This window comes from Saccharothrix sp. (assembly GCF_031180885.1).
Taxonomy (GTDB): Bacteria; Actinomycetota; Actinomycetes; order Mycobacteriales; family Pseudonocardiaceae; genus Actinosynnema.
The window spans coordinates 61,771-75,435 of record NZ_JAPSLK010000021.1 but is presented as its reverse complement, the minus strand read 5'-3'; the positions used below and the strand labels follow the sequence as shown (position 1 = coordinate 75,435).

General features: G+C 71.9%; 13 protein-coding genes. 5 read left to right on the top strand and 8 right to left on the bottom strand.

All coding sequences use genetic code 11. The features are described 5' to 3' along the window. Positions 1–22 precede the first annotated feature (22 nt). Together serB and RIN75_RS23490 are read left to right on the top strand one after the other, a co-directional pair. Positions 23–1,249 carry a phosphoserine phosphatase SerB gene (serB, locus tag RIN75_RS23495; RefSeq protein ID WP_309114158.1) on the top strand — a complete coding sequence of 409 codons (1,227 nt, stop codon included), beginning with the start codon at positions 23–25 and terminating at the stop codon, positions 1,247–1,249. 14 nt (positions 1,250–1,263) lie between these two features. Continuing rightward, positions 1,264–1,947 carry a peptidyl-tRNA hydrolase gene (locus tag RIN75_RS23490; RefSeq protein WP_309114201.1) on the top strand — a complete coding sequence of 228 codons (684 nt, stop codon included), beginning with the start codon at positions 1,264–1,266 and terminating at the stop codon, positions 1,945–1,947. Between the two features lie 10 nt (positions 1,948–1,957). Here RIN75_RS23490 and RIN75_RS23485 read toward each other — a convergent pair whose 3' ends face one another. The 8 genes from RIN75_RS23485 to xrtP all read right to left on the bottom strand — a co-directional run bounded on the left by RIN75_RS23485 (position 1,958) and on the right by xrtP (position 10,095). Next, entirely contained in the window at positions 1,958–2,578 is a 621-nt protein-coding gene (locus RIN75_RS23485) for a hypothetical protein (protein WP_309114157.1), read from the bottom strand. Between the two features lie 94 nt (positions 2,579–2,672). Further along, positions 2,673–3,467 carry an ABC transporter permease gene (locus RIN75_RS23480; RefSeq protein ID WP_309114156.1) on the bottom strand — a complete coding sequence of 265 codons (795 nt, stop codon included), beginning with the start codon at positions 3,465–3,467 and terminating at the stop codon, positions 2,673–2,675. Then, the gene (locus RIN75_RS23475; RefSeq protein WP_309114155.1) at positions 3,460–4,224 is read right to left on the bottom strand and encodes an ABC transporter permease; all 765 of its coding nucleotides are present in this window, start codon (positions 4,222–4,224) and stop codon (positions 3,460–3,462) included. The genes RIN75_RS23480 and RIN75_RS23475 overlap by 8 nt, the downstream gene beginning before the upstream one ends. Next, positions 4,224–5,141 (bottom strand): ABC transporter ATP-binding protein, encoded by a 918-nt coding sequence (locus RIN75_RS23470; RefSeq protein ID WP_309114154.1) that lies wholly within the window; start codon positions 5,139–5,141, stop codon positions 4,224–4,226. The genes RIN75_RS23475 and RIN75_RS23470 overlap by 1 nt, the downstream gene beginning before the upstream one ends. 104 nt (positions 5,142–5,245) lie before the next feature. Further along, positions 5,246–7,180, bottom strand: a complete 1,935-nt coding sequence (locus RIN75_RS23465; RefSeq protein WP_309114200.1) for an ATP-dependent DNA helicase — start codon at positions 7,178–7,180, stop codon at positions 5,246–5,248. 364 nt (positions 7,181–7,544) lie between these two features. Further along, complete coding sequence (locus RIN75_RS23460) at positions 7,545–8,117, bottom strand: biotin transporter BioY (protein ID WP_309114153.1); 573 nt, start codon at positions 8,115–8,117, stop codon at positions 7,545–7,547. Positions 8,118–8,206: 89 nt separating this feature from the next. Next, positions 8,207–9,517, bottom strand: coding sequence for a glycosyltransferase family 2 protein (locus RIN75_RS23455; RefSeq protein WP_309114199.1), 1,311 nt, complete (start codon positions 9,515–9,517; stop codon positions 8,207–8,209). 59 nt (positions 9,518–9,576) lie between these two features. After that, complete coding sequence (gene xrtP, locus RIN75_RS23450) at positions 9,577–10,095, bottom strand: exosortase P (protein WP_309114152.1); 519 nt, start codon at positions 10,093–10,095, stop codon at positions 9,577–9,579. A 340-nt stretch (positions 10,096–10,435) separates the two neighbouring features. Here xrtP and RIN75_RS23445 point away from each other — a divergent pair, with 340 nt between their 5' ends. The 3 genes from RIN75_RS23445 (at position 10,436) to wecB (ending at position 13,518) form a co-directional block, all read left to right on the top strand. Beyond that, complete coding sequence (locus tag RIN75_RS23445) at positions 10,436–11,194, top strand: choice-of-anchor P family protein (protein WP_309114151.1); 759 nt, start codon at positions 10,436–10,438, stop codon at positions 11,192–11,194. A gap of 12 nt (positions 11,195–11,206) precedes the next feature. Next, a complete protein-coding gene (locus RIN75_RS23440) occupies positions 11,207–11,374 on the top strand; it encodes an LPXTG cell wall anchor domain-containing protein (RefSeq protein WP_309114150.1) in 168 nt (55 codons plus the stop codon). A 983-nt stretch (positions 11,375–12,357) separates the two neighbouring features. Next, a complete protein-coding gene (gene wecB, locus RIN75_RS23435; RefSeq protein ID WP_309114149.1) occupies positions 12,358–13,518 on the top strand; it encodes a non-hydrolyzing UDP-N-acetylglucosamine 2-epimerase in 1,161 nt (386 codons plus the stop codon). The last annotated feature ends 147 nt before the right edge of the window (positions 13,519–13,665 follow it).

The window sequence follows — 13,665 nt, the reverse complement described above, 5'->3', positions numbered from 1 at the left end:
CTGTTTGGCAGAGGAGCCACCAGTGAGCAATCCCGGCGCGACGCCCGTCCTGATCACCGTGACCGGCCCGGACAAGCCCGGCGTGTCCTCCGTGCTGTTCGCGGTGCTGACCCGGCACGGCGTGGACGTCCTGGACGTCGAGCAGGTCGTGATCCGGGGCCGCCTGGTGCTGGGCGTGCTGGTGTCCGCCGCGCGCGACCCGGAGGGGCTCCAGGAGGCCGTCGAGCAGGCGATGGCGACGGTGTCCATGCACGTCGAGGTGGAGATCGGGGCGGACTCGAAGCGGACCGCGCGGCTGGAGTCCAGCCACGTGGTGATCCTGCTGGGCCGGCCGGTGACCGCGCGCGGGTTCACCGAGGTGGCGCGGCGGCTGGCGTCGCTGGGCGTGAACATCGACGCGATCCGGGGTGTCGCCGACTACCCGGTCACCGGCCTTGAGCTGCGGGTTTCCGTCGCCGACGACACGGTGGACGCGGACGCGGCGCTGCGCGAGGCGCTGGCCGAGGTGTCCGTGCGGGTGGACCTGGACATCGCGGTCGAGCGGGCCGGGTTGCAGCGGCGGGCCAAGCGGCTGGTGGTGTTCGACGTGGACTCCACGCTCATCCAGGGCGAGGTCATCGAGATGCTGGCCGCGCACGTGGGCGTCGAGCCGCAGGTCCGCGAGATCACCGAGGCCGCGATGCGCGGGGAGCTGGACTTCGCCGAGTCGCTGCGCCGCCGGGTCGCGCTGCTGGAGGGCCTGGACGAGGCCGTGCTGGACGAGGTCGCCGGGTCGCTGGAGCTGACGCCGGGCGCGCGCACGACGGTCCGGACGCTCAAGCGGCTCGGGTTCCGGGCGGGCGTGGTGTCCGGCGGGTTCACCCGGGTGATCAAGTCCCTCGTGGACGACCTGGGCCTGGACTTCTGCGCGGCCAACGAGCTGGAGGTCGTGGACGGCAAGCTCACCGGGCGGGTGGTGGGCGACATCGTGGACCGGCCGGGCAAGGCGGTGGCGCTGCGCCGGTTCGCCGAGCAGGAGGGCGTGCCGCTGGCGCAGACCGTGGCGGTGGGCGACGGGGCCAACGACATCGACATGCTGGGCGCGGCCGGGCTGGGCATCGCGTTCAACGCCAAGCCCGCGCTGCGGGAGGTCGCCGACACCGCGTTGTCGCACCCGTTCCTGGACGCGGTGCTGTTCGTGCTGGGCGTGACGCGGGCCGAGGTCGAGGCCGCGGACGCCGCCGACGGGCTGGAGGCGGTGCGCCTGTGAACGAAATCCTGAAGATGCTGGTCGACCGGCACTACACGACCGACGAAGAGGACCCGGCGGCCGTTCGCGCGATGCCGATGGTGCTGCGCATCGAGCGCACCTCGCCGCCGTGCCGGACCGACGTGCTGGAGGCATCCGCCGCCGCCGCGATCGCCGTGTGCCTGGACCCGCGGTCCGAGCCGGGCGGCGAGTGGCACGACGAGGTCGTGGCGTGGGTGCGGGGTCGCATCCGGAAGGTGTCGCGGCGGGCGCGTGGCGCCCACTGGGAGGCCGTGCAGGCGCTGCCCGGGGTGACGATCACCGTGGGCGGGGCGCAGGTGCGGGCGTTCGTGCCGGGGCGGGTCGGCGACCTGCCCAAGGAGCTGTCCCGGTTGCAGATCTCGGGCAGCGAGCTGCCGACCGACGAGCCCGGCGAGATCCCGCCGGGGGCGCAGGTGCTGTGGCTGAACCCGCGCGTGGAGATGACCGCGGGCAAGGCGGCGGCCCAGGTGGGCCACGCGTCGATGCTGCTCGCGCCGACGTTGACCGAGGACGAGCTGGAGGAGTGGGCGGCGGTGGAGTACCGCTGCGCCGTCCGCACGCCTTCGCCCGCGGACTGGGACGCCCTGGTGGCCCGGCCGGACACGGTCGTCGTGCGGGACGCGGGGTACACCGAGGTGGACCCGGGCACGCCGACCGTGGCCGTCTTCCGGGGCTGATCAGGGCTGGTCAGACCGCCACCAGCCCGTTGAGCACGTCGACCGGGCTGACCAGCTCGACCTCGCCGGACCCGTGGAACAGCGCGTCGCCCGCCGCGAACAGGTCGTCGCCGAAGGCCTGCGCGAACTCGCGGGCGACGTCGTCGGTGGCGGGCAGCACGGTGCTCATCGACACGCCCACCGGCTCGACGGTCGGCGTGGCGGCGATGTCGGTGACGGGCACGGCGAAGAACTCGACGGTGTCGTCCCGGTCGTTCACGGTGGCCCGCGCGACGATCCGGCCGTTCTCGTTGCGCGCGTGGACGCTGTGGAAGCGCAGCTCAGCCCCGTCGGACCGGACGAACCGCAGGCCGCCGTCCGCGGTCACGTCCACCGCGCTGAGGTCCAGGGCCATCCGGCCGGTGACCGGCATCCGCACGCACCGCTGCCCGCGGACCTCCACGTCGACCGCGGGCTCGACCGCTTCGAGCGCGATCCCCTCCTCGGTCAACTCCTCCTGCGCGTCGGAGGTCGGGCAGAGCGTCGCGGTCGCGGTGCGGACCTCCAGCGACGGGAGTGGTGCCTCGGCGGCTTCCGCGACGCCGGGGGACAGCAGCAGGACGGCGACGACCGCCGCCAAACGGGCCTTCACGGTGATGGCTCCTTCCGTCTACAGTGGACGGTGGCTGAACCTAGCGGCTCCCGGCACCGACCACCGCCGGCCACGCGCGCCACGTTCCGGTGAATCAGCTCGCGAACTCGATCGTCCCGTCCCGCCGCCCGCGCGTGACCATCCGCCCGAACCCCAACGCCGCCACCGTGATCCACCCCGCGCCGACCGCCAACTCCAGTGCCAGCTCCCCAGCCACCACCGACACCGGTCCGCCGTCCACAAAGGACCGGATCGCGGCCAGCCCGTGCGTCATCGGCAGCACTGAAATGGCCCCGCGCACCCACTCCGGCCAGAACGACGTCGGCACGTTGACCCCGGTGAACGTCATCAGCACCAGGTAGCCGAGGTTCAACGCCACCCACCGCGCCGACGGGAACCCGAGCACGAACGCCGCCACGCACGTCCCGTAGCAGTAGCACGACACCCCGACCACGAAGATCATCAACGGCACGAGCCCCGCCCACGGCCACGGCAGCGCCACCCCGAACAGCGGCGGCAGGGTCAGGAACGCGATCGTCGACGCCGCCACCCCCGAACCCAGGTGCACCAGGCCCTTGCCCAGGTAGACGGTGAGGTGGGTGGCGGGCGCGGCGACCATCAGCGCCAGCGTCCCGGACTGCCGCTCGCCGACCGCCAGCAGGACGACCACGGTCGCGTCGATCGCCATGATCGCCACCAGGTTGCCGATCAGCAGGTAGTCCACCTGCTCCTGCGAACCCAGCATTCGACCGATGAGCGCGTAGAAGCACGCTTGGATCAGCAGCCGGGACAACCACCCGAACGTCCACGTCTTCCACGTGTGGAAGCCCCGGAACAGCAGCCACTGCACGACGAGCCCGTGCCGCAGGACCCTGAGCTGGTCACGCATACGCCACCGACCCCTCCGCCCGCGCCCGGCGCAGCGTCAACTCCAGTGACAGCCGCCCGCCGACCAGCGCGACCGCGCCCAGCGCGAAGATCACGGCCAACCGCCACCAGACCGCCGCGACCGGCGCCGGCGCGAGCGCGTCCCGCATGAGGTCCGCCGACCACGACAGGAACACCGCGTGCGACAGGGGTTGCAGGAAGTCCGGCAGGTACTCGACCGGCACCATCACGCCGGACAGCACGTAGACCGGGAAGCTCAGGAAGTTCTGGTAGTGCCCGTTGTCGTTGACCAGCATGAACGCGGCCAGCAGCAGCCCGGTCCCGGCCATCGCGAACAACGACGCCCCCACGGCCGCCCAGAACACGCCGGGGTGGTGCAGCGTCGGCGTCACCCCGAACACCAGCCGGCCGAGCACCCAGGTCTCCAGCAGCGGCACCACGCCCAGCACCAGCACGGCCGCCACCCGTCCCAGGTACACCGGGTGCAGGGAGGTCGGCGCGGCCAGCCCGAGTTCCAGCGACCGCGTCCACCGCTCGGTGAGCAGCACCTCCGCCGCGAGCCCGGTCGCGAAGCCCCACAACCCGATCAGGACGGGCGCGAGGAACGCGTTGGCCAGCAGGTCGGTGCGCCCCGAGTGGACCACGATCGACATCAGCATCAGGACGGTGAACGGGATCGTGCACAACGTCAGCAGGTCGTCGGGCTGCCGCCGGACCAGCCACAGCTGCATCCGCGCCCCGGTCAGGAAGAGCCGCATCAGACCCCCATCCCGCGCCGCCCGACCAGGTCCAGGTACACGTCCTCCAACCGCGGCGGCACCGCCCGCACCGACCGGACCCCGCGGTCCAGCAGGAAGTCGATCACCACCCGAGCCGCCGCCGCGTCCACCACCCGAACCCGCAACACCCCGTCCCGCCGCTCGGTGCCCACCACCCCCGGCAGCCCGTCGACGTCCACCGAGGTCTCGGCCTCCACCCACTGCTGCAACCCGGACATCTCCGCCAGCCCGCGCGGCGTCTCGGTGGCCAGCACGCGGCCCTTGTCGATCAACGTGACCCGGTCGCACACGGACTCGGCCTCGTCCATGTCGTGCGTGGTGATCAGGATCGTGCGCCCTTCCGCGCGAAGCTCCCCGATCAACCCTCGAAAATCATGCGCCGCAACCGGATCCATCCCGGTCGTGGGTTCGTCGAGCAGTATCAACCGCGGATCACCGATCAACCCCCGCGCCAGGTGCAGCCGCTGCTTCATCCCCCGCGAGTACGTCTCCACCAGGTCATCGGCCTTCTCCGCCAGCCCCAACCGCTCCAGCAGCTCGTCGACCCGACCCTTGGCCCGCGCATCGGGGATCTTGTAGAGCGCCGCCCAGTACCGCAGCGTCTGCCGAGCGGTCAGCTTCCAATAGAGCCCCCGCTCACCCCCGAACACGATCCCGATCTGCCGCCGAACGTCATCCGCCCGCGCAACGACATCCAGCCCGAACACTTCGGCAGTACCGGAGGTCGGCAGGAGAACGGTGGAAAGGATCTTGCACAACGTCGTCTTGCCCGCCCCGTTGGGTCCGAGCAACCCGTGGACCTCGTTGGACGGCACGTCGAGGGACAACCCGTCGAGCGCAACGACTTCCTCGTTCTTCCGCCGCCCCTTCCGGTAGGTCCGACCGACTTCACGCACACGGACACCCATCCGCCTCACCCCCGCACGTCACGCGGGAGAAGGTAGGCGGCCAACGCCGAGGATTTGTTGAATCCGCAGGTCAGCCCGGTACAGCCGGAGGCTTAAGACCCCTGCGCGGCGTCCAACCGCTTCAGCGCCGCCCGCACGACCTCCGGGTCATAAGTGGTCCAGAACGGCGGCAGCGAAGCCCGCAAGAACCCGCCATACCGGGCCGTGGCCAATCGCGGATCCAGAATCGCCACCACACCCTTGTCGTTCATCGACCGCAACAACCGCCCCGCCCCCTGCGCCAACAGCAACGCCGCATGCGTGGCCGCCACCGTCAGAAACCCATTACCCCCACGCGACTCCACAGCCCTCTGCCGCGCCGAAGCCAACGGATCATCCGGACGAGGGAACGGAATCCGGTCCATCACGACCAACTGCAACGCCGGCCCCGGCACGTCCACCCCCTGCCACAACGACAGCGTTCCGAACAAGCAGGTGCGCGGGTCCTCGGCGAACCGCTTCACCAACTGCCCGGTCGAGTCGTCGCCCTGGCACAGCACCGGGTACTCCAGCTTCCCCCGCAACGCCTCGGTCGCCGCCTTCGCCGCCCGCATGGACGAGAACAGCCCCAGCGTGCGCCCGCCCGCCGCGTTGACCAACTCCTCCAATTCGTCCACATAGGACGGTGGCAGCCCGTCCCGCCCGGGCGGCGGGAGGTGCCGGGCCACGTACAGGATGCCGCTGCTGCCGTGCTGGAACGGCGACCCGACGTCCAGACCCTGCCAACGCGGCTGACTCGCGTCCGACGGCGGCTCCTTGTCCGTAGCGGTCCCCTCGGCCTTCCGAGAAGCCGACGACGTGGGCAAACCCCACTGGCGCGCCAAGGTGTCGAAGGTGCCGCCCAACGTCAAGGTCGCCGACGTCAGGATCGTGGTCCGCTTGCCGAACAGCCGCTCCCGCAACAACCCGCCGACTCCCAACGGGGCGACGCGCAGGGACGGCGTCCGGTTGACCCCGGAGTCGCCGGACACCCACACCACGTCGTGGTCGTCGTCGAACGCCTCCAGGATGCGCGCCGCGCTGTCGTGCACCTCGTCCAGCAGGGACAGGGCGAGCTTGCGCGCGGTGGCGCCCTCGACGTCCTCCTTGCGGTCCGGGCCCAGGGACGTGATGCACGCGTGCGCCGCGTCCTTGGTCGCCCGCAGCGCGCCCGCCAGGGCCTGGGGGAGCGAGTCGAGGCGGCCGACCGGCGCGTCCTCCAGGATCATGCCCAGGCCGTCACTGGCCTCGGCCATCCGGTCGGCGACGGACTGGTCGATCAGCCGCCCGCACCGCCGCGCGGCCGTGGCCACCAGGGACGCGCTCAGCTCCTCGGTCGCCACCGACGTGACCCGGTCCACCAGGTCGTGCGCCTCGTCGATCACGACGACGTCGTGGTCGGGCAGCACCTGGTAGCCCTCCAACGCGTCGATCGCGAGCATCGCGTGGTTGGTGACGACGACGTCCGCCTTGCCGGCCTCGGCGCGGGCCCGTTCGGCGAAGCAGTCCTGGCCGACGGGGCACTTCGCCGCGCCCAGGCACTCGCGGGCGGTGACCGAGACCTGCTTCCACGCCTGGTCGCTCACGCCGGGGACCAGTTCGTCGCGGTCGCCGGTCTCGGTGTCGGAGGACCACTCGTGCAGCCGCTTCACCTCGCGGCCCAGGCGGGACACGGCGAACGGGTCGAACAGGCCCGCGTCCTCCGGCTCGTCCGGCGCCCCGGTGTGGACGCGGTGCATGCACAGGTAGTTGCGGCGGCCCTTGAGGATCGCGAACCGGGGCTCGCGGCCAAGTTCCTTGCGCAGGGCCTGGCCCAGGCGCGGCAGGTCGCGGTCCACGAGCTGGCGCTGGAGCGCGATGGTGGCCGTGGAGATGACGACCGTGGACTCCTCGGCCACCGCGTGCCGGATGGCGGGCACCAGGTAGGCCAACGACTTGCCGGTGCCGGTGCCCGCCTGCACGGCCAGGTGCTCGCCGGTGCGGATCGCGTGCTCCACCGCCTCGGCCATCGCGAGCTGGCCCTCGCGCTCGGCTCCGCCCACCGCCTCCACGGCGACGGCGAGCAGCGTTCTGGTGTCGGGGATCGCGGTGGTGGACGGCACGGCGAAGACGGTACCCGGCGACACCGTCAGAACTCGGCCGGCACTCGCCTTCCACATCGGAACTCGGCCGGCACTGGTTCCCGGCCGGTACTCGCCTTCCCACGCCAGTACCCGGCCGAAGCACGCCCTCCCCGCGTCAGAACGCGGCCGGCACGCGCCTTCCCACGTCGACCGCGGCCTCCCGGTGCTCTTCGCGGAGCGCGCGGCCCGGGTCGTGGCGCGCCACGACCCAGGCCGGGTGCCGTCTCGCCCGGTAAGGCGACGTGGTCGGTCACTTGCGCTTCACCAGCGCCCACGCGGCCGGCAGCAGGCCCGCGGCGAGGGCGATCTTGACGGCGTCGCCGATGAGGAACGGCGTGACACCCAGGGCCAGCGCCTTGCCGAAGCCCACGTTCGCGGCGGCCATCAGCCACGGCACGCCGAACGCGTAGATCACCAGGTTGCCCAGCGCCATCGTGCCGACCGTGCGCAGCGGCGTCCGGTCACCACCCCGCGCGGCCAGGTGGCCGACCAGCACGCCCGCGAACACGAAGCCCACGACGTACCCGAGCGAGGCGGGCATCCCCGAGGACGCGCCCTGGAACCACGGCACCCCGGCGACCCCGGCGATCAGGTACAGCACCATCGACGCCCCACCGCGCTGCCACCCGAGGGCGGCCCCCACCAGCAGGGCGGCGAACGTCTGCCCGGTGATCGGCACCGGGCTGCCCGGCACCGGCAGCGCGACCTGGGCCGCCAAGCCGGTCAACCCCGCGCCGGCCACGACCAGCGCGACGTCACGGGCCAGCGAACCCGGCACGAGGTCGGCCAGCACGCGGCGACCGGGGACAGCGAGGACGGACACAGTGACCTCCCGTGGATCGACTTCGTCTGCGGAGGTTAACCGCCGATCACATGTTCGGTCTTTGTCGAAGCTCTACAAAGTCGCGGATCTCACGTGTCCAGCGCCACCTTCCCCGTGGCGCGCTCGGTGTTGCGCCGGGTCTTGGTCCAGCCGTTGCGACCGCGCACCAACCGCGTCAGTGCACGCCACGACGTGATGTAGAAGGTGTAGATGTACAGGGCGTAGCCGAAGCCGTAGACCAGCGCCCGGCTCCTGCTGACGGTCGGCTCGCAGCGCGCCCGGTACACCGGCCCCCACAGCACGAACGGCAGCAGCCCGAACGACCCGTACACCGCGAACAGGATCCACGCGCCCTCCGCCAGCCACTGCCACACCTCGGCCGGTGACGTCACCGCCCGGTGCGCCAGGAGCACCAGCGGGACGGGGTAGATCAGGGTGCCGAGCAGTTGCAGCCACGGTTGGGCCAGGTAGTACATCATCTCCGCCGCGCCCAGCGTGGTCAGGTGCGGCGATTCCCAGATCCGGCGGACGTACCGCATGCACTGCATGGTGCCCTGGCCCCAGCGCGTCCGTTGCGCCAGGAACCGCCGCAGGCTGTAGAGACCTTCCTGCTGCACGTGGGTGTCCATGGAGAACCCGGTCCGCCAGCCGGCGGTGAGCAGGTGCACGCCCAGTTCGAAGTCCTCCAGCAGCGACCCGCGCCACGGCCGACCACCCGGCCCGGCGATCGCGTCCAGCGCGGACAGGCGGGTGAACTGGCCGTTGCCGCCCATGGAGATCGTGCCGGTGACCCCGCGGGACAGTTGGATCGCCGCGATCGCCGTCCGGAACTCCAGGTCCTGCATGCGGACCAGCAGCGCGCTGAACACCGACCGCCACCACCGCACACCGCTCTGCCGGACGCCAGTGTTGACCATCCGGACGTCGACCTGCACGGCGCCGATCGTCGGGTCGCCGAACAGGTGGTCCGCCGCGCACACCTCCAGGCAGTTGGGCGCGGGCCGGCCGTCGGCGTCCACCACGACCACCACCGCGCGGTCGGCGTCGGCGTGCCGGCCCATCCACAGCTTGAGGGTGCGGTAGGCGTCGTTGAGGGCGTCGCCCTTGCCGGTGCGGGCGTTCGGGCGGTAGCGCCGGACGAGGTGGATGTGCTTGTCACCGCGGAAAGCCCTTACCACGCCGACGGTGGCGTCGTCGGAGTCGTCGTCGATGACCCAGACGTGCGCGATGGGGAACGTGCTGCGCAGGTAGCGGACGGTGTCGCCGATGACCGCCTCCTCGTCCCGGCAGGGCACCAGGAAGTGCCACTCGAACCGGTCGGGGCGGCCGGTCGGCGCGGGCTTGTGCCGCAGGTAGGGCACGACGATGAGGAAGACGTAGGTCAGGAACGCGACGCTCATCGTGAGGGCGAGGGCCTGGGTGAAGCCCAGGACGACGTCGAGGCTCACGTCCGGGGGGCTCACTTCCGGGTGGCCAACCAGACGAACGCCACCAGTGCCGCCGCGCCGCCGAAGACGCTGACCATCGAGCCGAGCAGGGTGTGGCCCCAGTAGTAGCCGGTGTCCACGCCGAGCGCGTCGACCAGGCCCACCAGCGTCAGCACCCGCAGCTGGTTGACCACCACGACGGCCGTGGTGGCAACGGCAAGCGCGGAGAGCACCCGTCTGGTGATGCGCGGTCGCAGGGCGATCATCACCGCGCCGACCAGCAACAACGGCAGGACGAGGAACGCGGACGTGCACTCCGGCGTCATGCGCAGGCCCAGCGGCGTGTCCGAGCCGAGTCCGAAGTAGACGGTCTGGCGCTCCGCGACCACCGCGACCCCGTCGTTGCTCAGGACGGTCAGGACCAGTCCGGACAACGCGATCTCGACCGTCCGGTAGGCGCGGTGCAGCAGCACCAGCCCGGCGGCGGCCACCACCAGTGCGACGACCACCACCCGGTTGAGGTGTTCGGTCCGGGGCACGGCAAACGCCACGGGAGAGTCCTTTCATCCGTCCGGGGACCGCCCGATCGGGCTACCCGAAAGGTCATCGGCGGCTTGGCTGGTGGTCCTCACTGCCGGATCGGGTGAGAACACGAGGGACTTTCAGGCGGCTGATCGACTCTGCGTGTCCGCAGTTGGGCGGTTCGAGTGGACGCCGTCCCCCTTTACGGTCAGCAACCCTTAATCCGACGGGTGGAACGCCGATAGGGGCAATTGCTCGCACCGTGCACTCCCCGAGGTGCCCGACGCGCCCCGCCTGGCCCTGCTTCTCCCGGTTGATCGGTGGGGACGTCGAGTCGCGAGCCCGAGAACGTCCCGAGAGAGGAGATCCATGCGTGTGCGAATGACGGGCTTGGCGGGTCTGACCGCCTTGGCCGCCCTGCTGGCCGGCGCCACGCCCGCGTCCGCCGCCCCCGGTGACGCGTCCGCCTACGCAGCGAAGCTGGAGCTGGCGTTGCTGGGCGGGAGCGCGGTGTCGGCGGGTCCGTTCGCCGCCGCCGACGCGAACGGCCCGACGTCGGGCACGTTCGCCGCGGTCGACGTGCCGGGCGTGCTGAAGACCGGCGTGCTGGACGCGTCGGCGACCCGCGACGACAAGACCGGCGGCGTCCACTCGCGGGCGGTGACGGCTGACGTGCGCCTGGACCTCCTGGCGTCGGCGGCGGGCCCGATCACCGCCGAGGTCGTCGAGGCCCGGTGCGACGCGACCCAGAAGGGCGTGACCGGCGGCAGCGAGCTGGTCGGCCTGTCCCTGGGCAAGCTGGGCACGGTCGATGCGGAACCCGCGCCCAACACCGTGGTCGACGTCGACCTGCTGGGCGTGGACATCGCGAAACTGGTGTTCAACGAGCAGATCCGCAACAAGGACGGCAGCCTGACGGTGAACGCGGTCCACCTGACGTTGATCGGCGGCGTGCTGGGCGCGTTGGGTTCGGGTGATGTGGTCGTGTCGTCGGCGACGTGCGGCCCGGCCGGCCTGCCGATCCCCATGGCGTCGGGTGCGGGTCTGTGGATCGGCCTGGGTCTGCTGGGCCTGGTCGCGGTGCCGACAGGTGCGGTGGTCCTGCGCCGCCGTCAGGCGATGGCCTGAGGGGCGGTCGGCGTGTACAAGGTCCCCGGAACCGGGGTCGCCGTGGGGACGGGCGTGGGCTCGTTGGCGGCGACCGGTGCGAGCGTGACGTGGTGGGTGGTCGCAGCCGTGGTGCTGCTGGTGGCAGGCACCCTCCTGACCCACGCCACCCGCCGCCGCCGATCCCCCCAAACCCCCTGATGCCGGCGGCGCCCGGCGGCACTGCCCCAACTCCCCGGGCGCCGCACCCCACCCGTACTCCGACCACACCCCGCGTCTCCCATACCCCACCCCGCCGCCGCTGCACCCACGCCACCTCCCTCGGCGTGGGCGCAGCGCGGCCCCACCCAGTCCCACCACCCGCTCGGGCCACCCGCTCGGGCCACCCGCTCGGGCCACCCGCTCGGGCCACCCGCTCGGGCCACCCGCTCGGGCCACCCGCTCGGGCCACCCGCTCGGGCCACCCGCTCGGGCCACCCGCTCGGGTGGCTCGCTCGGGCGCTCGCTCGGGTGGCTCGCTCGGGCGGCCCGCTCCCGCCCCTGTGCTCCGGCGTGGGTGCGGGGCGCCATCACAACCGGGTGCGCGTCCGGAGCACCCCGCCCCACGCCCGCCATGCGGAGCACTTCCGCCCCGCTCCACTTCCGGCGTGCGTGCGGGACAGGTCCGCCCCACTACCGGCGTTCGCCGCCGCCCCGCGCCCCGGCGGTCGCCTCCACCCCACTACCGGCGGTCGCCGCCGCACCGCGCTCCAGCGGTCGCCGCCGCCTCGCCTCCACGCCCCGTCCCGCACCTGGTCCCGTCGCGCTGGCAGGCCCAGCCCCACCGGGCTCGCGACCTCTGTCTGCCCAACCCGGCCCCTCGATTCGCGCATTCCGCCCGGTGCCTGCGGTGGGCGAGCCCAGGCGGGCGGGGGTGGTCGGCGGTGGCGTGTGCCGGGGGCGCTGGCGGGGCGCAGGTGGCGGCGGGGTGCTCGGTCGGGAGGGTGCGGCGGGTGGTGGGAGCGGGTGGCCGGTGCCGGGCCCGCGTTCCTTTCTCTCCACGGGACGCGTGGCGCGTGGTTTGGTCGCAGATCCTGTATGTCGCTCGATGGGGTGATGTTGCGCCGACTGTCCTGAGTGGTCTGTGAAGTGCCTTCCACCGTACCCGAGATGGGTGGGAGGTTCCCTGCTGACAGAGGAGTCTGGTGAAGGAAGTTCTGCTGCTCGCGGGTACCCGACCCGAAGCGGTGAAGATCGCACCGGTGGCCCTGGCGTTGGCCGACCACCCGGTGCTGCGGCCCACGATCGTCCACAGTGGACAGCACGTGGGCATGGTCGAGCAGGCCCTGAATGCCTTCGATCTCAAGGCCGATGTCGTCCTCGAAGTCCCGCGGATCACGGGTAGTCAGGCCGAGTTGTTGTCACGGCTGGTGCCTGCGTTCGACGAAGTGTTGCGGGTCCGCGATCCGGCCGTTGTCGTTGTGCAAGGGGATACCACCACTGCCCTGGCGGGCGCGTTGGCCGCGTTCTACCGGGGGATCGCGGTCGTGCACCTCGAAGCGGGCCTGCGGACGGGGGATCTCGGTGGGCCGTTCCCGGAAGAAGGCACGCGGCAGATGATCGCCCGGATCGCCGCCCTCCACCTCGCGCCCACGGACGACGCCGCGTCGGCGTTGGTCAGCGAGGCCCCGCCCGTCGCGGAGATCGTGGTCACAGGGAACACCGTGGTGGACGCGGTGCGGCTGGTGGCCGAAGCCGATCTGCCCGCACGGGACCCGGTGTTGGTGGACCTGGAAGCGCAGCTCGACGCGACCGGTGGCCGGTTGGTGCTCGTGACCGTGCATCGGCGTGAGTCGTGGGGTGCACCCCTGGAACGGGTGCTGCACGCGGTCCGCGCGCTGGCCGACCGGCACCCGGACATCCGCGTGCTCCTGCCCGTCCACCCCAACCCCACCGTTCGCACGGCGGTCCGACGCGTGCTGGGCGACCACGGGCGGATCGTCGTCTGCGAGCCGTTGGACTACCCCGACATGGTGCGCGCCCTGCGACGCTCCTCCTTGATCATGACCGATTCCGGCGGCCTGCAAGAGGAAGCGCCGACGTTCGGCGTGCCGGTGCTGGTCCTGCGGTCGACCACGGAACGGATGCCGGCGGTCGACGCCGGGTGCGCCTGGCTGGTCGGCACCGACGTCACGCGCATCCTCGCCGAGGCCGGCTGGGTGCTGGGCTCGCGGCTGCGGCTGCCGCCGGGGCGCAACCCGTTCGGCGACGGGGCCGCCGCGCGCCGGGTGCGGGCGGCGTTGGAAAGGCTGGTCGGGTTGCCGGTGGCGTTTTCGACGGCATTGCCGATGCGCATTCCGTCCTGATCGTCCTGATCGACCCGCTTGTTGCACAGAACTGGCCGATTGCGGGGCGTTATCAGTCACCCGATCGTGTATTCCATTTCCACTCCCGAGTGATGTCCCCGGCGAATCGTCAGCGCGCGTCGGCCCACTGACGATTACTTGGGGGAA

What these genes read in the sequence shown, in the direction of transcription:
- RIN75_RS23490 (WP_309114201.1), top strand. Translation starts at nt 1,264, where the DNA reads ATGCTGGTCGACCGGCACTACACGACCGACGAAGAGGACCCGGCGGCC.
- RIN75_RS23480 (WP_309114156.1), bottom strand. Translation starts at nt 3,467, where the DNA reads ATGCGTGACCAGCTCAGGGTCCTGCGGCACGGGCTCGTCGTGCAGTGG.
- RIN75_RS23475 (WP_309114155.1), bottom strand. Translation starts at nt 4,224, where the DNA reads ATGCGGCTCTTCCTGACCGGGGCGCGGATGCAGCTGTGGCTGGTCCGG.
- RIN75_RS23465 (WP_309114200.1), bottom strand. Translation starts at nt 7,180, where the DNA reads ATGGCCGAGGCGGTGGAGCACGCGATCCGCACCGGCGAGCACCTGGCC.
- RIN75_RS23455 (WP_309114199.1), bottom strand. Translation starts at nt 9,517, where the DNA reads ATGAGCGTCGCGTTCCTGACCTACGTCTTCCTCATCGTCGTGCCCTAC.
- RIN75_RS23445 (WP_309114151.1), top strand. Translation starts at nt 10,436, where the DNA reads ATGCGTGTGCGAATGACGGGCTTGGCGGGTCTGACCGCCTTGGCCGCC.